The 22,535-nt window shown below is 63.2% G+C and carries 20 protein-coding genes; 18 read left to right on the top strand and 2 right to left on the bottom strand.

The features are described from left to right. The first annotated feature begins 53 nt into the window (after positions 1 to 53). From AC2VNO_RS06525 to AC2VNO_RS06495, 7 genes are read left to right on the top strand one after another with little or no spacing between them, the layout of a single operon-like run. Positions 54 to 4,793, top strand: a complete 4,740-nt coding sequence (locus AC2VNO_RS06525; RefSeq protein ID WP_486933367.1) for a hypothetical protein — start codon at positions 54 to 56, stop codon at positions 4,791 to 4,793. Further along, complete coding sequence (locus AC2VNO_RS06520) at positions 4,790 to 6,241, top strand: hypothetical protein (RefSeq protein WP_486933366.1); 1,452 nt, start codon at positions 4,790 to 4,792, stop codon at positions 6,239 to 6,241. Before AC2VNO_RS06525 ends, AC2VNO_RS06520 begins: the two co-directional genes overlap by 4 nt. Position 6,242: 1 nt before the next feature. Further along, on the top strand, positions 6,243 to 7,109 hold the full coding sequence (locus AC2VNO_RS06515) for a hypothetical protein (protein WP_486933365.1): 867 nt from the start codon (positions 6,243 to 6,245) through the stop codon (positions 7,107 to 7,109). Further along, on the top strand, positions 7,109 to 8,323 hold the full coding sequence (locus tag AC2VNO_RS06510; protein WP_486933364.1) for a hypothetical protein: 1,215 nt from the start codon (positions 7,109 to 7,111) through the stop codon (positions 8,321 to 8,323). Before AC2VNO_RS06515 ends, AC2VNO_RS06510 begins: the two co-directional genes overlap by 1 nt. Positions 8,324 to 8,338: 15 nt before the next feature. Continuing rightward, on the top strand, positions 8,339 to 8,749 hold the full coding sequence (locus tag AC2VNO_RS06505; protein ID WP_486933363.1) for a hypothetical protein: 411 nt from the start codon (positions 8,339 to 8,341) through the stop codon (positions 8,747 to 8,749). A gap of 13 nt (positions 8,750 to 8,762) precedes the next feature. After that, complete coding sequence (locus AC2VNO_RS06500; protein WP_486933362.1) at positions 8,763 to 9,182, top strand: hypothetical protein; 420 nt, start codon at positions 8,763 to 8,765, stop codon at positions 9,180 to 9,182. Further along, positions 9,182 to 9,601: a hypothetical protein gene (locus tag AC2VNO_RS06495; protein WP_486933361.1), complete on the top strand. Its 420-nt coding sequence runs from the start codon at positions 9,182 to 9,184 to the stop codon at positions 9,599 to 9,601. The genes AC2VNO_RS06500 and AC2VNO_RS06495 overlap by 1 nt, the downstream gene beginning before the upstream one ends. A 145-nt stretch (positions 9,602 to 9,746) precedes the next feature. Here the strand turns inward: AC2VNO_RS06495 and AC2VNO_RS06490 are convergent, their stop codons facing one another. Further along, positions 9,747 to 10,052, bottom strand: coding sequence for a hypothetical protein (locus AC2VNO_RS06490; protein WP_486933360.1), 306 nt, complete (start codon positions 10,050 to 10,052; stop codon positions 9,747 to 9,749). Between the two features lie 240 nt (positions 10,053 to 10,292). Between AC2VNO_RS06490 and AC2VNO_RS06485 the strand changes: the two genes are divergently transcribed. Further along, positions 10,293 to 10,559, top strand: a complete 267-nt coding sequence (locus tag AC2VNO_RS06485) for a hypothetical protein (protein ID WP_486933359.1) — start codon at positions 10,293 to 10,295, stop codon at positions 10,557 to 10,559. 33 nt (positions 10,560 to 10,592) lie between these two features. Here the strand turns inward: AC2VNO_RS06485 and AC2VNO_RS06480 are convergent, their stop codons facing one another. Next, on the bottom strand, positions 10,593 to 11,000 hold the full coding sequence (locus AC2VNO_RS06480) for a CBS domain-containing protein (RefSeq protein WP_228576017.1): 408 nt from the start codon (positions 10,998 to 11,000) through the stop codon (positions 10,593 to 10,595). 224 nt (positions 11,001 to 11,224) lie between these two features. Here AC2VNO_RS06480 and AC2VNO_RS06475 point away from each other — a divergent pair, with 224 nt between their 5' ends. The 10 genes from AC2VNO_RS06475 to AC2VNO_RS06430 all read left to right on the top strand — a co-directional run bounded on the left by AC2VNO_RS06475 (position 11,225) and on the right by AC2VNO_RS06430 (position 22,531). Next, positions 11,225 to 11,791 carry a YqaE/Pmp3 family membrane protein gene (locus AC2VNO_RS06475; protein ID WP_486933358.1) on the top strand — a complete coding sequence of 189 codons (567 nt, stop codon included), beginning with the start codon at positions 11,225 to 11,227 and terminating at the stop codon, positions 11,789 to 11,791. 302 nt (positions 11,792 to 12,093) lie between these two features. Continuing rightward, positions 12,094 to 13,626, top strand: a complete 1,533-nt coding sequence (glpK, locus tag AC2VNO_RS06470; RefSeq protein WP_486933357.1) for a glycerol kinase GlpK — start codon at positions 12,094 to 12,096, stop codon at positions 13,624 to 13,626. A gap of 59 nt (positions 13,627 to 13,685) precedes the next feature. Continuing rightward, on the top strand, positions 13,686 to 14,774 hold the full coding sequence (locus tag AC2VNO_RS06465; RefSeq protein ID WP_486933356.1) for an ABC transporter ATP-binding protein: 1,089 nt from the start codon (positions 13,686 to 13,688) through the stop codon (positions 14,772 to 14,774). Then, positions 14,774 to 15,871: an ABC transporter ATP-binding protein gene (locus AC2VNO_RS06460; RefSeq protein WP_486933355.1), complete on the top strand. Its 1,098-nt coding sequence runs from the start codon at positions 14,774 to 14,776 to the stop codon at positions 15,869 to 15,871. The genes AC2VNO_RS06465 and AC2VNO_RS06460 overlap by 1 nt, the downstream gene beginning before the upstream one ends. After that, positions 15,868 to 16,752 (top strand): carbohydrate ABC transporter permease, encoded by an 885-nt coding sequence (locus AC2VNO_RS06455; protein ID WP_228576007.1) that lies wholly within the window; start codon positions 15,868 to 15,870, stop codon positions 16,750 to 16,752. Before AC2VNO_RS06460 ends, AC2VNO_RS06455 begins: the two co-directional genes overlap by 4 nt. A 1-nt stretch (position 16,753) precedes the next feature. Then, positions 16,754 to 17,647 (top strand): carbohydrate ABC transporter permease, encoded by an 894-nt coding sequence (locus tag AC2VNO_RS06450; RefSeq protein WP_486933354.1) that lies wholly within the window; start codon positions 16,754 to 16,756, stop codon positions 17,645 to 17,647. A gap of 13 nt (positions 17,648 to 17,660) precedes the next feature. Next, on the top strand, positions 17,661 to 17,933 hold the full coding sequence (locus AC2VNO_RS06445) for a DUF2160 domain-containing protein (protein WP_228576004.1): 273 nt from the start codon (positions 17,661 to 17,663) through the stop codon (positions 17,931 to 17,933). A gap of 63 nt (positions 17,934 to 17,996) precedes the next feature. Then, positions 17,997 to 19,736, top strand: a complete 1,740-nt coding sequence (locus tag AC2VNO_RS06440) for an ABC transporter substrate-binding protein (protein WP_486933353.1) — start codon at positions 17,997 to 17,999, stop codon at positions 19,734 to 19,736. 160 nt (positions 19,737 to 19,896) lie between these two features. After that, the gene (locus AC2VNO_RS06435) at positions 19,897 to 21,603 is read left to right on the top strand and encodes a glycerol-3-phosphate dehydrogenase/oxidase (RefSeq protein ID WP_486933352.1); all 1,707 of its coding nucleotides are present in this window, start codon (positions 19,897 to 19,899) and stop codon (positions 21,601 to 21,603) included. A gap of 58 nt (positions 21,604 to 21,661) precedes the next feature. Continuing rightward, positions 21,662 to 22,531, top strand: coding sequence for a carboxylate/amino acid/amine transporter (locus AC2VNO_RS06430; RefSeq protein WP_486933351.1), 870 nt, complete (start codon positions 21,662 to 21,664; stop codon positions 22,529 to 22,531). Positions 22,532 to 22,535: the final 4 nt, after the last annotated feature.

The following is a 22,535-nucleotide window of genomic DNA, read 5'->3' as shown; positions in this document are numbered from 1 at the left end:
TGAAGCCCAGCCTAAGAGCTGGGCTTTTTCTTGCCTGCAATTCGAGGTAGCCCATGGCGCAACAGTATAAAACTGGCCTGATCATCACTGGTGATGCCAGTGGTGGCATTCGTGCCATCCAGGCGACCGATAAGGAGCTCTCTCAGCTCAATCGCGGTTTTGATCAGGGTAGCGCCCGCTCCAAGACGTTCGCCAAGGATGTGAACGGTACGAGCCGTGAGCTGCAGCTGTTGCGTCGAGCGGCGGCTCCGATTGGAGCTGTGCTGGCTGGCATGTTTGCTGGTCGAGCACTGCAAAGCCAGATCGACTATGCCGATCAGCTGCAAAAAACCAGCCTGCGTATCGGGGCCAGCACCGAGGCCCTTAGCGAATACACCTATGTGGCAAAGCTATCGGGTGTCGAGTTCGGCCAGTTGACGAATGCCTGGCGTGCTGGTGCACGGCGCATCGCCGAGGCAGCTCAGGGTACAGGCAGTGCAAAGAAGGCGCTCGAAGATCTCAACCTGAGCGCGCAAGAGCTGGCGCGGCTGAAGCCCGAGGATCAGTTCGAACGCATCGCCGCGGCAATGCAGGGCTACGGCAACGAGGGTGACCGTGCTGCGTTGGCACAGCGCATCTGGGGCCGCGAGGGCGTGGTGCTGACTCAGATAGTCAATCAGGGCACCGATGCTATCCAGGGGATGCGAGAGGAGGCTCAGCGGCTAGGGCTGACAATTAGCCAGGACACGGCCAATTCAATGGCTGACTACAACGACGAGGTGGTGCGGCTGCAGGCGGTGGCGGAGGGCGTGTCTCGGCAGATCCTTGCCGAGCTGGTGCCGGCCATGACCAGCGCGCTCCAGGCCACAAGCGGCCTTGTCGCAGAGCTGGGCGGTGCTGAGGCCATTCTCGACGGTATCAAGATGGGGGCGACCGGGGTCGCGGCCGTAATGGCGGGCCGTTACGCTGGCTCCTTGGCGACGGCCACGGCAGCGAAGCTAGCAGCCACTCGACAGGCGATCGCCTACCAGGCTGCTCTCGCGCGTATGGCAGGTGTTTCGGGCACAGCGGCTGCGTCACAGATTGCACTGGGGGCAGCAGTGCGGGGCGCTGCCGGCGCAATGGCCCTGGTCGGTGGGCCGGTGGGTGCTGCCGTGTTGGCCGGGGCCGGTATCTACTATTTCCGCGAGGAACTGGGGCTGGTTCAGCCGGAAGTTCGCGCCTCGGCGGAGCGTGTCGCTGAGCTGACTGGCAGTCTGGACGCTCTCAGCCAGGCGGCGGTAAGGACTCGCATTTCACAGCTGACAGCTGATCTGGCCGAACTGAAAACCGAGTTCCTCGAGATTACCGAGATCGGCACATCGACTGACCCTGGCCGTATTCGAGGCTCAGGCGTGTTGGGTGTTGCCGCAGGCGAGGTGGGGCGTCAAGCGGCAGCAATCCGAGATTCCGTCGATGGGTTGGTAGAGGGGCTGTATAGCGCCGAGACAGAAGCCGAGATAAAGGCCTTCGAAGCTGCTATTGCCGGGCTCGAGGAGCATCTCGAAAAGCTCGAAGGTACGGCGATCACTATCCCCCCTGTCATCGGCGATACTGATAAGGCCAACCAGGAAGCCGCTAAAGCCGCCGACCAGCACGCTAATGCTCTCGAGGCCCTTCGCCGTGAGATGAACCCTGGCCGCGCCGAGGCGGCCAAATACGCAGAGCGAACCCAGACTCTGACCCGCGCCCTGGCCAGCGGGGCTATGGGCGCCGGCGAGCATGCCCAGGCCATCGCCTGGGCGACACAGCAGTACTTGCGTGCCGCCACCGGTGCCGAGGAGCTGGAGAAGCAGCAGCAAAGCCTCATCCAGCAATACGACCGCGCCTACCGTGCCGCCCAGCGGCTGCGAGCTGACCTCTCGATGGTCAACCAGATGTATCGGGACGGCGTGATCGACGGTGGTCAGTATCAGCGCATGATTGCCGAGATCCGGGGCGAGATGGAGCGGCTGGCGTTCGAGGCCGACCCTATGGCCCAGGACATGGCTCGCGCCTGGGAAGAGGCCGGCAAGCGCATCGACGAGACGTTTGCCGATGCGTTCCGTGGGGCGTTCGATTCGTTCGGCGACTTCTCACGCCGACTGATGGACGGCTTCAAGCGGCTGCTGGCGGAGCTGGCGTATCAGGCCACGCTGCGGCCGATCGTTATTCAGATGACCGCCGGCCTCGGCGGCGCCCTGGGGCTGGCCGGGCCGGGTCAGGCCCTGGCCGGTCAGGCGGGCGGCCTGGGTGGCTTCGGCAACCTAACATCGCTGGTCGGTGGTAACAGCATCGGGCAGGCGTTCCACGGTGCCGGCTCCTACTTCGGTGGGTCGGCTGCGCCTGCCGGTGGCGGTATCTATGGTCAGGTGGGTGGCAATGTCAGTACTGGCGGCCTGTTTGCCGGCGCGGGGCAGTACGCCAACTGGCAATACGGCCTTGCCGGCATCGGTGGCAGCCTCGTCGGCGGCATGTTCGGCGGGCAGCATTCCGGCGCGCTGGGCGGCATCGGCTCGGCAATCGGCATGGCCGCCGGTGGGCCGATCGGGGCGGCGGTAGGTACCGTGCTGGGCGGTGCCCTGGGCTCGCTTTTCGGTAGCTCCAAGAGCAGCCCGAGCCTGACCCTGGCGACGGCGTCGAGCAGCAGCGGCGAGCGCTGGGAGCACCACGGCAGCGCCGTCACCGAAAGCGCCTTCGGCTCGGTGGGCTTTCGTGACCGTGGCACCTCGCGGCTTAGCGAGCTTCTGCCGGGCGACGGTGTCGATCAGTTCCTCGGCATCATCGCCGAGATGGACAACATGCTGGCCAGCCTGGCGCGCAGCGAAACCGAACTCGAGGCCATGGCCCGCGCCGCGCAGAGCGTGACGATTCAGGGCAGCAACGCCGACCAGGTGATGGATCAGCTGGGCAAGCGCACGGCGGCAGTGATTGGCGTCGTGGATGGCGAGTTCGGCAAATTCCTCGCTTCGCTTGAGGGCGGCGTCGAGGAGATCGTTGCGCGGGCCATCCTGGCGCAGCAGAGCCTGGCGCTGATGGGGCACCTGTCGGGACAGCTGTCGCTGCGCTTCGACGAGACCGGCCGTGGGGCGCTGACGGCGGCCGACAGCCTGGCGCAGCTGATGGGCGGCATCGATGCCCTGGCGGCCTCAGCCGAGGCCTACTACCAGCTGACCTACAGCGAGACCGAGCGGCAGGCGATTGCCCTGCGCGGTGCTTACAGCGCCCTGCAGGACTTCACCGACGAAACCGGCATCGTGGTGGAGAGCGCCGACGGTCTGCGCTATCTGGTCGAGGCCATCGACCTCACCAGCGAGAGCGGGCGGGAGCTGTACGCGCAGGCCATGGCGCTGGTGCCGGCGTTGGATGTCCTCGAGCAGCATTTCGGCCGGCTGCGCGAAGAGGCCGAGGCCGCTGCCCGGGCGGGTGAGGATGCCCTGCGCTCGAGCTATGGGCAGTTTGCCAATCAGGCGTTCGGCATGCAGGTGCGGCTGCTTGAGCTGGCCGGCGAGAAAACGGCTCAGCTCAACCTGCAGCGTCAGCGTGAGCTGGCGCAGATCGACGAGAGCCTGCGGCCGTTCCAGGAGCGCCTGTGGCAGCTCGAGGACGAGGCCGAGGCGGTGGCGATCTACAACCGCGAGCTGGAGCGGGCACAGGGCCAGCTCGATTCGGTTTTCGCCAACATCGTGCAGTTTGTCGACAACCTGCGCTCCACCGGGCAATCGCCAGGCCTCAACCTCGAGGCCGCCGGCGAGCAGTTCGCCCGACAGCTGGCGCTGGCCGAGGCGGGCGACCGTGCCGCCCTGCAGAGCATTACGCAGTATGCCGATCGCTACCTGCAAGCGGCGCAGGAGTACTACGCCTCGGGGGCCATCGCCCAGCAGATCCAACAGGACGTGATCGACGCCCTCGAGGACCTGCCCAACCTGGTCAGCGCCGAGCAGCTCATCGCCGATGAGATCCGCGAGGCGATGGAGCGGGCACAGCAGGCGCTCGGCGGGCAGCTCGAGGACCTGGCCGACATGGCGCTTGCTGAGTTGGCGTCGCTCGAAACCCTTATGCGGGAAACAGAGCGAAGCGTCGATCGGCTGATCACTATCGACTCGTCAATCCTCAGCGTGCGCGATGCGGTCATCGCGCTGGGCGTGGCTCAGGACCAGGTCAAGCAGCTGGAGCGTGAGCGTATCGCCCGGGAGCAGCAGACCCAGCAGCAGTTACAGGGGCAGCGCTCGCTGGCGCTGGATGCCATGACCGCCGCCGGTGATGCCAACAAGCTGGCGCGGGACGTGGGTAAGGCGCTCAATTCCCTGCACTCAGCGCTGACCGATACCACCACCTGGTCGAGCGTCAACCGGCATTTGGGCGGGTTCGGCAATCGCATCCGCGACCGTGCCGACGTGCCCAAGTTCGCCAAGGGTGGAGTCTGGACTAACCAGGTGGTGTCCGACCCCACGCTCTTCAACATGGCGGAGATGGGCGAGGCGGGGCCCGAGGCGATCATGCCGCTACATCGCGGCCCGGACGGCGGTCTTGGCATTCGTGCCGAGCTGCCACCACTGCCGGCGTTGCCGCTGCTGGGGCAGGGCGACATCGTCGAGGCGATCCACGACCTGCGCCGTGAGGTCACTCAGCTGCGCCGCGAGAACGGCGAGCTGCTCGGCAGGATCGAGCAGCACGAGGCGGCCGGCGTGCGGGTGGCGCAGGCCGGGTTCAAGCGGGTAGCGGAGAACACCGAGCGAAGCGCCCGTAGCGGCGAAGAGATGGCCCAGCAGACCAAATTGGAGAACCTGCGATGACCTGGCTGCTGACCATCGAAGCCCGCGACGATGCGGACCAGCCCGTTACCCTGCGCTTTGCCGATGGGGCGTATGACGCCCCCGACGACACCCTCTACGACCCGCGCATCCAGCAGCCCGGCCTGTACCAAGCCGGTATGTATGCCGGTGAGCTGGTGGGCAGTCGTCGGTCGGCGGTGGGTGAAACCACGCTGACCAATATCGACGGCGGCCTGGACTACCTGGCCGACTACGCCGTGGATGGTCGGCTGATGGTGCTCTCTCGGGTGATCGACGGCGCGGCCGTCGAGATCCTGCGCGGCACCGTCGAGGGGCTGAGGTGGGGGCGGCGTGACGTTGCGGTGGTGCTGCGCGAACCGCAGGCGCTGCTGCGGCGCAACCATCCCCACCAGGTGTACGCCGGTGACAACGTCGCCCCGGATGGGCTTGAGGGCACGCCCGACGACATTCAGGGCCGCTGGAAGCCGCGGTTATGGGGGCAGGTGCGTAACGCCGAGCCGGTGCTAGTCAATGCCAGCAAGCTGATTTACCAGCTCAGCGACCTGGCCGACTGCAGCGTATCGGCCGTGTACGACCGTGGCGCCACCCTGACGCCCGCCCCCCCTTATGCCGACCTCGAGGAGCTGCAGGCCATCGCGCCGGCGCTGGGCGAGTGGCGAGCGTATCAGGGGTATGTGCGCCTGGGGGCCTCGCCGCAGGGTGCGGTGACGGCGGATGCCGGTACCGCGCTGGCCGGTGCCGGTGACGTGCTGGCGCTGATTGCCGGCGAGGCGGGCTATTCCGTGCCCGCCGATGACGTGGCGGCGCTCAACCTGGCCGGCGCGGTGGGGCTCTACAACGCCGACCCGATCGACACCACCCAGCTGCTCGACGCCCTGGTGGGCGGCCTGGGGGCTTACTGGCGCATCAACGATCAGGGCCTGCTGCGCGCCCTGCCGTTGGCCGCCCCGGCGGAGCCGAGCCTGACCATCGAGGACTACCAGATACAGCAGATCACCCGCCGTGCCACTGGTGCCGGCGGCAACGGCCTGCCGATCTGGCGGGTAACCGTGCAGGCGGATCAGATCCTGCAAACCCAGGCGGACCTTGCCGGCAGCGTCAGCGATGCCCGTCGGGCGCGGCTGGCCAAGCGCTACCGCGAGGCCGTGGCCGAGCGCCTCGAGGTGCGCGACCGCCACCCGCTGGCCGAGGAGCTGGTGCTCGCATCGCCTTTGCGGAGCCTCGACGATGCTCAGGTCCTGGCCGAGTGGGTGCTGGATCTCGTCAGCGTGCGGCGCGACCGGGTCACGCTGGAGGCGCAGCTGGTCGGCACTCAGACGGCGCGCATCGCCGCCACGGTGCGGGTGGTGACACCGCGCCTGGGCTACGCCGAGGGCCGCGACATGCTGGTGATCGGCCGACAGATCGACGCCCGCAGCGGGCGTCACACACTTGAGCTGTGGGGGTGACATGCTCGATCCAAACAAGGTAACGCTGTGCTGGCCCAACGTGATCGGCCGCGCCACGCTCAGCGGCGGGGCCTATCTCGAAACCCTGCCCCTGGCGCTGGCGCAGGACCCGGTACTGGCCGTGCGCTGCAAGAGCGTCGACGCGGACCCGGAATCGACATGGTTCGACATCACGCTCGACAAGCCGCGCCCGGTGCAGTGCCTTGCCATTGCCGCGCATTCGTTCAGCGCTGCGGCGCGGTACCGGGTGCGGATCTACGGCGACCCGGGGCAGGCGTTCCTGCTGTGGGACGGCGAGTGGCAAACCGTGTGGCCGCAGCTGTTCGCCACCGCCGAACTGGAGTGGGAGTACGACAATTTCTGGCTCGGCACCATCGAGGACGAGGACCGGGCGCTTTACACCCCGCTGCTGACCGTGTTCGCCCCCGAGGTGGAGCTGGCGCAGAGCGTGCGGGTGGAGATCGAGGATGTGGGCAACCCCGAGGGCGCGGTGCGATTCGGTCGCGTGTTCCTGAGTGACGCCTGGCAGCCGGAGTACAACGTCAGCTATGGCATCCGCCATGGGTTCGACATCACCACCGAGCACGCCGAGGCTGGCGACCGCACCGAGTACGCGGCCCGCAAACGCCAGCGCCGCACCGTGCAGATGAGTCTCGATCATCTCAGCGAAGAAGAGGCCTATCAGCGGATTTTCGCGATGCAGCGCACCCAGGGCACCCATGGCGAAGTGCTCTATGCATTCACGCTACGCGCAGCCCCGGAGACGTTCTCGCGCACATTCCTCGGGCGGCTGCAGAACCCCGACCCGCTCGATCACCCCTACGCCCGCAACCACACCGCAACCCTGAACCTGTTGGAGCTACTCTGATGGCTGAGGTCACATTCCCCGAGGATCTCGGAGGCGACGGTAGCACCGTCTCCGACGACGCCAACCCCACTACCGGCTTGGCTGCCGGTGGCCACCGCCTGCGTTTCGTTCCTGCCCTGGGGCAGACCGTGGCTATGGCTGCTCATGCCAAGCAGCGTGCGCAGCAGTCTACTGATGATGCTGCCGCAACCGCTGCCGATCGGCAGCACGTCAACCAGCAGCGCCAGGCCGTGGACAGCGCCGCCGACCAAGTGGAGCAAAACCGTCAGGCTGTGGCAGATGATCGACAGCATGTCGACCAGCAACGCCAGGCCGTGGACGGCGCCGCCGACCAGGTGGAGCAGGATCGTCAGGCCGCCCAGCAGGCCAAGAGCGAGGCCGAGGACGCCCAGCAGGCCAGCGAGCAGTCGCGCGACGAATCTCGCGAGTGGGCCACCGGTGAGGGTGTAATCGACACCATTGGCGGAGAGGATCGCTACAGCGCCAGGACCGAGGCCGACCGCGCCGCGCAGCAGCGCCAGGACGCAGAGAGTTCCGCCGGCGCCGCCGAGCAGCACAAGCAGGGGGCACAGCAGGCCGAGAGCGGCGCGAATGACGCCCTGGCGCAGCTCAACGACCAGGCTCAGATTGCCCAGCAGGCCGCCGCCGATGCCGAGCTGCACAAGCAGCGGGCGCAGCAAGCCGAGGGTGGGGCGAATGACGCCCGACAGGCAGCCGAGGACGCAGCGGCCACCAGCCAGCAGGCTGCCGCCGGTGCCGTGACGGTGCACGAGGAGAAGAATAACCCACACCCGCAATACGCCCGCCTTGCCGAGCCGAACGACTTTTCGCATATGCCAACTGTGGGTGGTGATCCCATCGTAGAGAGCGATAGTAACGATAACGGGAATTGGACGAGGTGGGCGGATGGGACTCAGCAGGTCATTGCCAAAAACTTCACATTGACCCCAAGCGGCAGTGTATGGATGGCAAATGTCCCATCACCAATTTCTTTTATAGAACAACCAACAGTTCACCCTGCAACACTGAGTAATAACGGGGCGCTCTGGTCGGGAAGTGGGCTACAGGCACGTAATGTTTCTTTTTGTGGCTGGAACGAATCGTTACAAAACACAAACGAGAATCAGTTGAGCGTCCGTATTCTTACTATAGACGGTAATCCTATAGGCGAAATCTATGGGGCACGAGTGATGGCCACTGGCCGCTGGAAATAACACAGGAGAGATTGAATGAGCAAAATTAATGTCAACCAACTCTCCAATGAGGCGGGCAATGGTTCCCCGGACTTCTCCCACATGCCCACAGTGCAGGGCGTGCCGGTGGTGGAGAGTGGCAGCAATTCGGATGGGGAGTGGACCAGATGGGCGGATGGGACACAGCACGTTCGCGGAGAAGGAGCCGCCGTACCCACTGACATCGGCGCTAATCCATTATTCCGCAGTCTAGATGTTGTGGTCACATTCCCCGCGCCGTTCATCGATACAGATGTGGACATGGCGGCGGCCGCAAAAGCCAGTATCGGTAGGTGGGCGAATGCTCACTCCATAACGGCTACAGGAGCCAGCATTCGTCAATTTAATACTTCAGCTAACTCGCAGGACCAAATAAGCGGGTACTTGGCTGCCGGGCGCTGGAAATAACAGGAGACACACCATGGAAGTCAAATTTATGGCATGGGGGCAGGCGCCGGATTACTACGCATTTTCCGGCGAGACATTGACCGCCTATCGGGACGGTGTGGCAGAGACGTATGACCTCAGCGGCTTCCCCGAAGGAGGAGTGTTCCAAGGCGCAGATCCGGTCAATGGTATGCCGGCGATTCTCAATGTCGAGCGCACCAACGGAGAGCTGCGGGTGACACTGTGTCAGCAGGTGATCGCTGGCCAATACCCTGACAAAAAGGCGCATTGGCGAGGACAGCAGGTTATCGACGCAGCAGACTACGACCCTGACACCTGCTATGTCACTCCGACCGGAATGGCAGGCGTCGAGGATTATGAAATCGTGCGCGGCACCGACGTGGCCGGAGCGGAAGGTTGGACAGTACGCAAGAAAGCCGAGGAGACCGCCTGATGGGAAACGTTAGCTGGAAACTGCCGCCTACCCCGGCCGAACTGCTCGAGGCCGCCCAGGCCCGCCAGATCCGGGCGATCAACGACGCGTATAGCCTGGCCGTGGCCCCGCTGATCAAAGACTATCCCGAGGTCGAAACCAAATCGTGGCCGCAACAGGACGCGGAGTCGGTCGCTTACATCGCGTGGCACGAGGACGGCGCCCAAGGCGTCCCGCCCGCCACGCCGGTGCTCGACCGCATCCTGGCCGGCCGCAACGGCGACGACGGCACCGAGACGATGCTCGCGCTGTGTCACGCCGTGCGGGCCAACGCCGATATGTTCGCGCAGGCACAGGAGCTGACCGGGCGCCGGCAGCGGCTGGTGAAAGCCGTGCGGGATGCAAAGACGGTGGAGGCGGTTGAGGGGATTACATGGTAGTGGGGTGATGTCCTACAGCACGCATCGACGTTCGCTGGCAGCGAGCTAGGCCCAGGCGCGGTAGCCTGGCCTTGCTCTGCTCAGCAGGCAGAGCACTCTCGAAATGCGTAGCGAATCAGGAAGCAGGATGGCCAAGGATGGCTGCTCACACCGGCGCTTGTCTCGATGTCTGTCCGATTTTGCCATTCTGATCGTGCGCGACACGCCACACCCCCTCGATGACATCCTGCCCCCGTTCGAGCAGATACACCGGCGTGCCCGGCTGCCAGTAGCCATCACCGTGGTTGAGGTCCAGCAGCAACACCCGACCGCTGATCAAATACCCCTGCCATATCACGTGATACTCAATCACCCGGTCGCGCAATGGCGCACCCCGGCGCAGGCTGATCCAGCCCCGGCGCTCGAGGCGTTTACGCCACTGAGTGATGCGGTGTCGTGTCTCGGGGTTCATGGGGAGAGCATGGCGCAGCGGTAGGGATTGCTCAACGGTTGGCGCTGCGAGTCGTTAGACAATCGCCGGTTTGTTAGACAGGGTGGGCTGTAGTGCTTTGATAGGTCAGGAAAAGCGGCGATGGTGCAGCTCTGCCATTGAGCTACACCCGCGGGGCGGGTTCGATAGTAGAACCAAGGTTGGGGGGTTGCAAGCTTTCCCGCGATTTACCCGGCTGGGTGAGGTAAGTGTCTGTTTTTCATGGGTCTCGGCTGGGCGGAGCATCCGGAGGCGGCAAGTGCTTGGTCGGCGGAGAAAAAAATTATCGAACAGTGGCGAACTTTTTTGCTTGCTGCTGTCATATCTGATACAGGCAACAGCGCGATGGCAGTCGCTAACACTGTTGCACTGGCTCGCAGTTTCGATCTTGCCGCCCATGACATCGTCATGGGCGTTTTTTTTGTGCTCGTGCTGGCAGAAGGCACGAACGAGCCCCGCCGAAGCGGGGCCGAGTCTACCATGGGATGAGACGGCCTGCTGCCTGGTCAGCAGCGCCTGAGCTCAGGTGTACCGCATGCGCAGAATGGCGGTTAGCACGTCGCGACGAGTCACGATTCCGCACAGGCGGCCCTGTTCGGTCACGGGGAAGACCTTGGGCTTCTGCCCCAGCATCTCCTGGGCCAGGTCGGTGATGCTCTTGGTCGGTGAAACGGAGAGTACCTCGTTACGCATCAATTCCTTGACCAGGGGAGCCTCTTCATTGAGATAAGCGCTTTGCAGCAGCTTTCCCAGCACGTCCTGTTCCGAAATGAAGCCAATCAGGTGGTCGTTAGCATCTACCACCGGTACGCCGGGAAGGCGGTGCAGGGCGAGGCCTTTTGCGAGGGTGGTGATCGAGGTGGTGGCTGTAACCCGATAACAGTCCCGGGACATGATCTCGCGAACGATAGTAGGGGCCCTGTTCTGCATGGCGCATCTCCTTGTTCGAGCGCTTTACGGACACTGTCAGCATAGCCGAGTCGTCTAGCATGAACGGAATGCCTTCAACTCCTGGCCAACGCTTCGGCATCGGCACCCAGTGTCGGTCGTCGGAACCCGGCGAGTGAAGTTGGTTCCAACCGAAAAAGCCCTGCATCTAGTAAGCTGTCGTTCATGGCCTGGCGGTACTCTTGCCGCTTCCAAGGAGGAGAGTGATGGACGCGCGTGAATATCTGGCGAGAAAAGGTCTCGATGGAAGTCGCGACGAGGAGCGCCCCAATACCCTGGAAGAGAAGGCGTGGGAGCGGGCGCGTCAAGCAGGTGGGCATCAGCCACGTGCCGGTACGCCTCATGATTGGGAGGATTGGGAACGCTACCACGACGAACTGGCCGATGGTGCCGAAACCATCGAGCAGAAGATCGGTCACGAGTCGCATCACCGTGACGATGAGCAAGCCCAAGGTGAGGCCGAGACGGCCCCCTCGGTTCAGCTGTTCGATCCCGCGTCTGTCACTGACCCTGAAGTGACCGAGTCGCAGAGCTCCACCATGCTGCCATCCTCGGCAACGCCCAGTCCGCCTCCCCAGCCGGGGCGAAGCGATTCGCACGCGCTGCGCTTTGCTTATGCGGCCCTTGCCATTCTGCTACCACCCTTGGCCGTCGGTCTTGCTCGGGGTGGCGTTCGGCGAGTGGTGACCTGTCTGGCACTGACTCTGCTCGGCTGGGTGCCGGGAAGTCTCTACGCCTGGTCATGGGTACAGCGGCGTCATGAAGCACGCTGAGCCGAAGAGTAATATTCGGAAACGAACAAAAAAGGGAAAAGCGAAAATATAGCGGTCGGCAGCCGGCCTTTTGACCTCTCAAGCCTGATGTCACGCGTCTCGTATACGTGCTTAGACTAATGTATAGGTGCGATTTCGAACCCCGTCGTTGCTCTCTACTTTTCTCTACGCTAGTCTCGTTATCGAAAACGAACATTTGCGCGATCTTTTTGATTGTAATCGAACATTGGTGTGAAATGCCTCGTTCGTTCGAGCATGGCGCATCTCATCGCCAGACCGACAATAACAACCGGGGCGAGGCTATGTCCTACCTACTCTCCATCGATCAAGGCACCACCAGTTCACGCGCCATTCTCTTCGATCGATCATTGCAGCCGCAGGCGAGTGCTCAACTCGAATTGGCCCAGTCCTTTCCTCTCGATGGCTGGGTGGAGCACGATGCCGAGGCAATATGGCGATCCGTGGTCGAGGTGTGCCAACGGGCATTGGCCCATGGCGATGTCGCCGCGCAGGACATCGCTGCGATCGGCCTTACCAACCAGCGTGAGTCCACCGTGGTGTGGGATCGGGCCACCGGAGAGCCGATTCACCCCGTCATCGTATGGCAGGATCGGCGTACGGTGTTGCAGTGCGATGCTCTCACTGCCGCCGGTCATGCCGAAGCGGTGCGCGAACGTACCGGGCTACTCATCGATCCCTATTTCTCTGCCACCAAGCTGGCATGGCTGCTCGATAACGTAGCCGGGGCACGCGATCGCGCCGAGCGCGGTGAGTTGGCTTTCGGCACCATCGACAGCTTTCTGATCTGGCGCCTTACCGGGGGGCGGCAGCACCTGACCGATGCCACCAACGCTTCACGCACCCTGCTGTTCAATATCCATACCCAGCAGTGGGACCCGGAGCTTCTGGCGCTATTCGATATCCCCGCGGCCTTGCTTCCCGAGGTGCTCGACTCCAGTGACGATTACGGGGTTACCGATCCGCGCCTGTTCGGCTACTCCATTCCCATCGTCGGCGTGGCCGGCGACCAGCACGCTGCGCTGGTGGGCCAGGCCTGTTTCGAGCCCGGCATGATGAAGAGTACCTACGGCACCGGCTGCTTCATGATGCTCAATACCGGTGGCCAGGCCGTGACCTCGAACAACCGCTTACTGACCACACTGGCGTATCGACTCAATGGCGTTCCCACCTATGCGCTGGAGGGTAGCATCTTCGTCGCCGGGGCCACGGTGCAGTGGCTGCGTGACGGTCTCAAGCTGTTCGAAGATGCCGCGGAGTCCGAACGTCTGGCCGAGCAGACCCGAGAGGGCAGCAGTGTCTATCTGGTGCCGGCCTTCACCGGTCTGGGCGCCCCTCATTGGGATCCGCGAGCACGCGGGGCGATCTTCGGTCTCACCCGCGATACCGGCATTGCCGAGCTGGTGGCTGCCGGGTTGCGTTCGGTGTGCTTTCAATCGCGAGACCTCTATCGCTGTATGGAACAGGACGTCGGGCTGGGCCGGGGCAGGCTCAGGGTCGACGGCGGCATGGTGGCAAACGCCTGGCTGCTGCAATGCTTGGCCGATGTTCTGGGCCAGGAGGTCGACCGTCCGGTGGTGCGTGAGACTACCGCTCTGGGGGCGGCCTATCTGGCGGCGCTGGGCTGCGGCTGGTATCGCTCGCTGGACGAGCTGGCCACCCGCTGGCAGTGCGAACGCACCTTCCTTCCGGTCATGCCGGAGAAAACCCGAGAGTCGCTCTATGCCGGCTGGCAGATAGCCGTGGAGCGGGTCAAGAGCGAGCGAGGCTCGAGTGACGAACAGGCGGTCAGGCAAACGCTACCGCTTGCCGGCTAGCACGTCATGCCGTGGCGAGCCCTCACCAACGACTCAATAACGATGACAAAGAGTTCAGCATGTCCTTGATACTTGAAAACATCGATCATGTAGTCAACGGAGCCACCCATATCGAGGGTGTCAACCTCGAGTTGGCACCCGGCTCCTTCAACGTCCTGCTGGGGCGCACCCTGGCCGGCAAGACGACGCTGATGCGGATCATGGCCGGCCTCGAGCCGCCCACTCGGGGTAGAGTGCTGATGCATGGCGAAGACGTGACGCGCAAGTCGGTTCGCAAACGCAACGTCTCGATGGTCTACCAGCAGTTCATCAACTACCCGGCCCTCACGGTCTACGACAACATCGCCTCGCCGCTCAAGCTGGCCCGCGTACCGCGGGCGGAAATACGCCGGCGGGTCCACGAGACGGCCAGCATGTTGCATATCGAGCATCTGCTGGATCGCTATCCGGCGGAACTCTCCGGCGGTCAGCAGCAGCGCACTGCCATGGGGCGGGCGCTGGTCAAGGACGCCGACCTGATCCTATTCGACGAGCCGTTGGTCAACCTCGATTACAAGCTGCGTGAGGAGTTCCGCGAGGAGCTGCGTGACCTGTTCAAGACACGCAACTGTATCGCCGTCTACGCCACCACCGAGCCCAACGAGGCGTTGGCACTGGGTGGACATACGGCGGTGCTGCATCAGGGCCGGCTGTTGCAGTACGGGCCCACCGAGGATGTCTATCACCGCCCCCGCGACGTACTGACCGCCGAGATGTTCTCCGAGCCGCCGATCAACGTGGTCCCGGCAATCGTTTCGGGCTCGGAGGTGACCTTCGATCGCAACGTCCATTTCCCTCTCAATCAGGAGCTCGCCAAGCTCTCGCCGGGCCAGTACCAGTTCGGCGTACGGGCTTCCCACATCGGGCTGGAAAGGCAGGCAAAGGACGATCTGGAGCTCGAGGTCAGGGTGGACATTGCCGAGATCAGCGGCTCGGAAACCTTTCTGCATGTGCGCAACGATCTGTTTCACCTGGTGCTGCATTTGACGGGGGTTCATGAGTTCGCCGTGGATCAGCCGCTCAAGGTGTATTTCCCGACCCACAAGATCTATGCCTTCGACCGGCATGGCGACGTCGTGCACATTCCAGCACGGCCAGGAGCGCACTGATGGCTCAGATAACCCTCAAGGCGCTGGCCCACAGCTATTCGCCCAATCCCTCGGGTCCCGAGGACTATGCCATCCGCGAAATGGAGCATGTCTGGCAGCAGGGCGGTGCCTATGCGCTGCTTGGGCCCTCCGGCTGCGGCAAGTCGACGCTGCTCAATATCATTTCCGGTCTGCTCACGCCATCCGATGGCCAGGTACTGTTCGATGACCAGGTGATGAACGAGCTGGCCCCTGAAGAGCGCAACATCGCTCAGGTGTTCCAGTTCCCGGTGGTCTACGACACCATGACCGTGTACGACAATCTGGCCTTTCCGCTGCGTAACGTGGGTACTTCCGAGGCCAAGGTACGCGAGCGGGTCGCCGAGGTGGCCGACGTGCTCGAGCTCACCTCGCTGCTCAAGCGAAAGGCGCGCAATCTCACCGCCGACGAGAAGCAGAAAGTCTCCATGGGCCGTGGCCTGGTTCGCGACGACGTGGCGGCGATTCTGTTCGACGAACCGCTCACGGTGATCGACCCCCAGCTGAAATGGAAGCTCAGGCGCAAGCTCAAGGAGATCCACGAGCGTTTCAACATCACCATGATCTATGTGACCCACGACCAGCTCGAGGCGTCGACCTTCGCCGACAAGATCGCGGTGATGTACGAGGGTCAGGTGGTGCAGTTCGGCACGCCGCGCGAACTGTTCGAGGCACCGGCCCATACCTTCGTCGGCTATTTCATCGGCAGCCCCGGCATGAACCTTGTCGAGGTAGTGCGCACCGCAGAGGGCGTGCGTGCCGGCACCGTCGATCTTGTGCTTGCTCCACCCCTCTTGAATGCCATTCATCAGTCCCGCTCGCGCAACATCAAGCTGGGAATTCGCCCTGAGTTCGTGAAGGTACTGGCGGAGCCCGGCGAGGGCACCTATCCCATCGAGATCGACAACGTCCAGGACCTTGGCACCTACCGCATCGTGTCGTTCGAGTTCGCCGGTGTGCCGTTCCGTGCCCGCTTGGAAGAGGATCAACGGCTACCCGAGCGCAAGGCATACATCCGTCTCCCCGACGCGTGGCTGAGCCTTTACATCGACGAGTTCCGCGTGGAGGTGGGGCAATGAACAAGGTCTACAACAACCGGGCTTGGTTCTTGATCCTGCCCATGCTGCTGCTGGTGGCGTTCTCCGCCATCATTCCGCTGATGACGGTGGTCAACTACTCGGTACAGGACGTCTTCGACGCCAACACGCGCTTCTTCACCGGCACCGAGTGGTTCGAGGTGATGCTCAACGACTCGGCGCTGCAAGCCGCGCTGCTGCGTCAATTCGCCTTCTCCTTCACCATTCTGGCCATCGAGGTGCCGCTGGGCATCGGTATCGCGCTGCTCATGCCCAAGCGCGGCTGGCAGGCCTCTGCAGTACTGATTCTGATCACGCTGCCGCTGCTGATCCCTTGGAACGTGGTGGGCAGCATCTGGCAGCTTTTCACCCGTGGCGATATCGGCCTGATGGGGGTCGGCATCCGCGAGCTGGGTTACGCCTACAACATCACCCGCAACCCCGCCGATGCCTGGGCCACCATCATCCTGATGGATGTGTGGCACTGGACGCCGCTGATCGCCCTGCTGTGCTACAGCGGTCTGCGCTCGATCCCCGATGCCTACTACCAGGCGGCTCGTATCGACCGGGCCTCGAAGTGGGCGGTGTTCCGCTACATCCAGCTGCCCAAGCTCACCAATGTGCTGGTGATCGGCGTGCTGCTGCGTTTCATGCACTCCTTCATGATCTACGCCGAACCGTTCGTGCTCACCGGCGGCGGGCCGGGCAGCTCCACCACCTTCCTCAGTCAGTCTCTCACCACCATGGCCATCGGACAGCAGGACCTCGGCCCTTCGGCGGCATTCTCGCTGATCTACTTCCTCATCATCCTGCTGGTTTGCTGGGTCTTCTACACCGCGATCATGAACAGCCAAAAAGACAAAACCACTCAGGGAGGAGCCTGACATGACCAGCTCCGTACCGACCACCCCCGAGAGCGTCCGCCAGCAGGCCGCCGAAGTCGCCGCCAGGCGCAGAAAGCGCACGCGTTCGACGACCACTCGCTGGCGTCGCCGCACGCTGCTCGGCCTGTACCTCGTCTTCGTGATACTGCCGATCTACTGGCTGCTCAACCTGTCGTTCCAGACCAACAGCGAGATTCTGGGCAGCTTTTCGTTCTGGCCGCAGAACTTCACCATTGCCAACTACGCGCGCATCTTCACCGATTCCAACTGGTATATGGGCTACGTCAACTCGTTGGCCTACGTGTTGATGAACATGCTGATCAGCATCTCGGTGGCACTGCCCGCCGCCTATGCCTTCAGCCGCTTCAGATTCATCGGCGACAAGCACTTGTTCTTCTGGCTGCTGACCAATCTGATGGCGCCACCGGCGGTCTTCCTGCTGCCTTACTTCCAGCTCTATTACTCGGTGGGTCTGTTCGATACCCATATCGCCGTGGCGCTGGCGCACTGCCTGTTCAACATTCCGCTGGCCATCTGGATTCTCGAAGGCTTCATGAGCAGCGTGCCCAAGGAGGTCGACGAGACGGCCTATATCGACGGCTACAGTTTCCCACGCTTCTTCGTCACGATCTTCCTGCCCATGATTCGCTCGGGTATCGGAGTGACGCTGTTCTTCCTGTTCATGTTCTCGTGGGTCGAACTGCTGCTCTCACGCACTCTGACGGCCACCAATGCCCAGCCCATCGCTTCGATCATGACACGTACTTCGACGGCGTCGGGGATCGACTGGGGCACCCTGGCCGCTGCCGGCGTGCTGACCATCATCCCGGGTATCGTGGTGGTCTACTTCGTGCGCAATCACATTGCCAAGGGCTTCGCCCTGGGCCGGACCTGAGGAGGAAATCACGATGGAATGGATGGTCTGGACGTTGCCCACGGCAATCTTCTTCTCCGGTATCGCCGCGATCCTGCTCGGCATGACGGCCTGGGAGCTGGCGTCGCCCAGCGTGGAGCGGCGCGGCTTCCTGCCGATCGCCACCACCCGGGGCGACAGGCTCTTCATCGGACTGCTTTCCGCTGCCTATATCCACCTGGCCGTGGTCGGTTTCACCGATATCTCGATTTGGTTTGCCCTGGGGACTTCCGTCCTCTGGTTGCTGGTACTGATGCGCTGGGGCTGAACCAAGGCAGTACGGACGACAATGGTGTCACGGATGACTAACTACACGCATAACGAGGTCAACATGAAAAATAAAAGGATCCAGCTCACGGCCATTGCCGGCAGCCTGCTGCTTGCATCGGCCGCTCTGTACGCCGACTCCCACGATGCGCGCGCGATCGCCGAACGGCTGGTCGATACCCACTTCCAGAACTCGACGCTGTCCCGCGAGGAGCAGATCGAGGAGCTGCTGTGGTTTGCCCAGGCTGCCGAGCCGTTCCGTGGCATGCAGATCAACACCGTGGCTGAGGGCCTGACCACCCACGTCTGGGAGCGCGATGTCTTGGCGCCGGCCTTCGAGGAGCTCACCGGCATCACTGTGACCCACAACATCATCGGCGAAGGTGATGTGGTCGATAACATGCAGACCCAGATGCAGACCGGCCGTAACATTTACGACGGCTACGTCAATGACTCGGACGCCATCGGTACCCATATTCGCTACGGCACCACCATCAACCTGTCCCAGGCGATGGAGAACGAGTGGGCGGATTACACGCTGCCGACGCTCGATCTGGATGACTTCATCGGCCTGCAGTACACCACCGGCCCCGATGGCAGCATCTACCAGCTCCCGACCCAGCAGTTCGCCAACCTCTACTGGTTCCGTTACGACTGGTTCCAGCGAGAGGACCTGCAGGAGCAGTTCCGCGATATCTACGGCTACGACCTGGGCGTGCCGACCAACTGGACCGCCTACGAGAACATTGCGGAATTCTTTACCGAGCACGTCGGCGAGATTGATGGCGTACGGGTATATGGCCACATGGACTACGGCCGTCGTGATCCCTCGCTTGGCTGGCGTTTCCACGACTCCTGGCTCTCCATGGCCGGCATGGGCAGCCCCGGTATTCCGTTCGGCAACCCGGTGGACGACTGGGGCATTCGCGTCGATGAAGAGAGCCGCCCGGTAGGTGCCAGCGTGACACGCGGTGGCGGCACCAACGCTCCGGCTTCCGTGTTCGCCATGCAGAAGGCCGTGGACTGGCTGCGCGATTATGCGCCGCCCGAAGCCCAGGGCATGACCTTCGGTGAGGCCGGTCCGGTGCCTGCCCAAGGCAACATCGCCCAGCAGATCTTCTGGTATACGGCTTTCACCGCCGACATGGTCGATCCCAGCGTGGCGGTCACCGATGACGAGGGCAACCCGCTGTGGCGCATGGCGCCGTCGCCCACCGGCCCGTACTGGGAAGAGGGCATGAAGGTGGGGTATCAGGACGTGGGTTCCTGGACCTTCTTCGATTCCACCCCGGAGGATCGCCGTACCGCGGCATGGCTGTTCGGTCAGTTCACCACCGCCAAGACCGTGTCCCTGGAGAAGCTGATGGCCGGTCTCACCCCGATTCGCGAGTCCGATATCTTCTCCGATCAGATGAGCGAAATGGCGCCTCGCCTGGGTGGGCTGGTCGAGTTCTATCGTAGCCCCAACGAGTCCATGTGGACGCCCACCGGCACCAACGTACCGGACTATCCGCGCATGGCGCCGCTGTGGTGGCAGAATCTGGCGCCCGTCATCAGCGGCGAGATCACCCCTCAGGAGGGCCTCGACAATCTGGCGGGAGCACTCGACAACATCATGGCACGTCTGGCACGGGCCAATGTGTTCGAGGCCTATCCGCCGATGCTCAACGAAGAGCGCGCCCCGGAGTACTGGCTGTCGCAGGAAGGGGCGCCGAAGGCCAAGCTCGATGACGAGATGCCGCAGGGTACCACCGTGCCTTACGACCAGATGATGGAGGAGTGGATGGCTGCCGGTACACGTTGACGTTCGGTGCCAGGCATCGCCTGGCTCGACACTCTAGACCGGCGCCCCTGAAGGGGCGTCGGATCAGCAACCGATTCGTGTTTCCGGTAGCCCGTCCGGGTCATCACAGGCCCCGTTCGGCGCTCGCCGAACGGGGCTTTTGTCTTGAAAAGGTCCGCACATGGAACTGCGTAGCAGCAATATCGACAAGCTGGGCAATGAGGTTTTCGACGTCTTGATCGTGGGCGCTGGCATCAATGGGGCTTCAGCGGCTGCGGCCCTGGCCGGAAAGGGGGTGAGAGTCGCGCTGATCGAGCGCGGTGACTTTGCCGGCAGCACCAGCATGCATTCCTCCAATCTGGTGTGGGGTGGCATCAAGTACATGGAAAGCCGCGACTTTGCGCTGGTGCGAAAGCTGTGCAAGAGCCGCAATCATCTGATCAAGAGCTATCCCGCTACGGTGCAGGAGATCCGATTTCTCACCACCATCACCCAAGGGTTTCGCTATCACCCGCGCTACCTCTGGGCCGGTGCCTGGCTCTATTGGCTGATCGGCAACGGCTTTACGCGCATTCCGCGTTTCCTGGCCCCGACGGCCATTCGGGATAGCGAAGCGATCATCGATACCGCCAGCGCCATCGGTGGGTTCGAATATTCGGATGCCTACCTGCACGACAACGATGCCCGTTTCGTCTTCAATTTCGTGCGCGGTGCGCTCAATTACGGTGCCGTGGCGGCCAATTACGTCGAGTCGCTGGGAGCGAGGCGCGACGAGGGCGGTTGGACGACCTGCGTTCGCGATGTCATCACGGGACGAGAGACGGAAGTTCGTTCCAGGGTGCTGATCAATGCTGCCGGCCCCTGGGTCGACGAGCACAATACCCTCACCGGCCAGGCCACCGATCACCGTCATGTCTATTCCAAGGGCATCCATCTGATCGTACCGCGGCTGACCGACAGTCAGCGGGTGCTGGCGTTCTTCGCCGACGATGGCAGGCTGTTCTTCGTCATACCCATGGGGCCGAGAACCTGTATCGGCACCACCGATACCCGCGTCGAGCGGCCCGAGGTGACGGCCACCGAAGAGGACATCCGCTTCGTGCTCGACAATATCAACAAACGGCTCACGCTCGACCAGCCGCTGGGCAAGGAGGACATCATCTCCATCCGCTGCGGGGTTCGCCCCTTGGCCGTCAAGGCCGAAGGGGGCAGCGGGCGCGACTTTCTGCAGCTTTCGCGCAAACACGCCATCGATATCAACCAGCACGACGCTCACCTGAGTATCTTCGGCGGCAAGCTCACCGACTGCCTCAATGTGGGCGAGGAGATCGTCGATGCCGTCGCCCGGATGGGCGTTGAGGTGCCCTATCCCAGGTACCGCTGGTACGGTGAGCCGCCCGATCAGGTGCGGCGTGAGTTTCTGCATCAGGCCAGGCTGATGCGCCTCGACGACATGACCGCCAGTGACGCCTCCGAGCCGCTTTCGACGCGACTGTGGCGCCGCTACGGTACCCATGCGCTGGAGATGCTCGAGGAGATTCGTGAGGATCCGCGCCAGGCCGAGGTGTTGATCGAGGGGACCGAGTACCTGCGCTGCGAGCTGCACTACGCCAAGCGGCGCGAGATGATCACACGCCTGGAAGACTTTTTGCGGCGGCGTTCAAAGATCGCGTTGGTAGTGCACGAGGAGGCGATGCGCCGCTCACCCGGACTGCGCGAGGCCTGTGTAATCCTTTTCGGCGAGGAGGCGGACGCCCGCCTGGAAGAGTACTTCGCCACGACACGGCGCGAGCGTAGCGAGGCAGCCGCAGTCGCAGTCGCACAGGCCGGCCCGTTCGAACCGCCAGGGCCAGAGGTGGCTGAGCCAGGGCAACAACAGTCGCATTGAAGAGTGGCAGGTTGGCGGTATAATCCGCGTCAACTTTAAACGGAATGCGAGGTTGACCGTGGGCTACTTGATTGGCGTCACAGCGCTTTGGGCCTTCTCGTTCTCGCTGATCGGCGTCTATCTGGCCGGCCAGGTGGACAGCTATTTTGCGGTACTGGTGCGAGTGGCCTTCGCCGCCCTGATCTTCCTGCCGTTCCTGCGTCCGAAACTGTTGCTGGGTCGCCAGCGCCTGGCGCTGATGGGCCTGGGCGCCGTACAGCTCGGGGTGATGTACATCTTCTTCTATCAGTCCTTCATGCTGCTGTCGGTACCGGAAGTGCTGCTCTTCACCATTTTCACGCCGCTCTACGTGACGCTGCTCGACGATGCACTGTTCGGACGCTTCACCCCTTTCTATCTGCTTACCGCCGCCTTGGCCGTGCTGGGGGCTGCGGTGATCCGCTACGATGGCATCGACAGCGGCTTCTGGCTCGGTTTTCTGGTCGTGCAGGGGGCGAACTTCTGCTTTGCGCTGGGCCAGGTGGGTTATCGGCGCCTCTCCGTAACGCTGCCCGCCGAACTGCCGCGACACAGCGTCTTTGCCTGGTTCTATCTAGGGGCCCTGGTGGTTGCGCTGCCGGCCTTCGCTTTGCTTGGCACCACGGCGGCTATGCCGACCACCAGCGTGCAGTGGGGCGTGCTGGCCTGGCTGGGCCTGGTGGCCTCGGGGCTCGGCTACTTCTTCTGGAATCTAGGCGCTACCCGCGTTGATGCCGGGGCCCTGGCGATCATGAACAACGCACTCATTCCCGCTGGGCTGGCGGTCAATCTTGTGATCTGGAATCGCGATGCCGACCTCGTGCGGCTGGGGTTGGGCGGCGCGATCATCGTCGGCTCTCTGGTGCTCAACGAATGGTGGCTGCGGCGCCGGGCTCCGGCCGTCGCTTGAGTCG

It is taken from the genome of Halomonas sp. TH-94 (assembly GCF_057473365.1).
The sequence above is the reverse complement of the archived record's forward strand: the minus strand, read 5'-3'. Positions and strand labels throughout refer to the sequence as shown.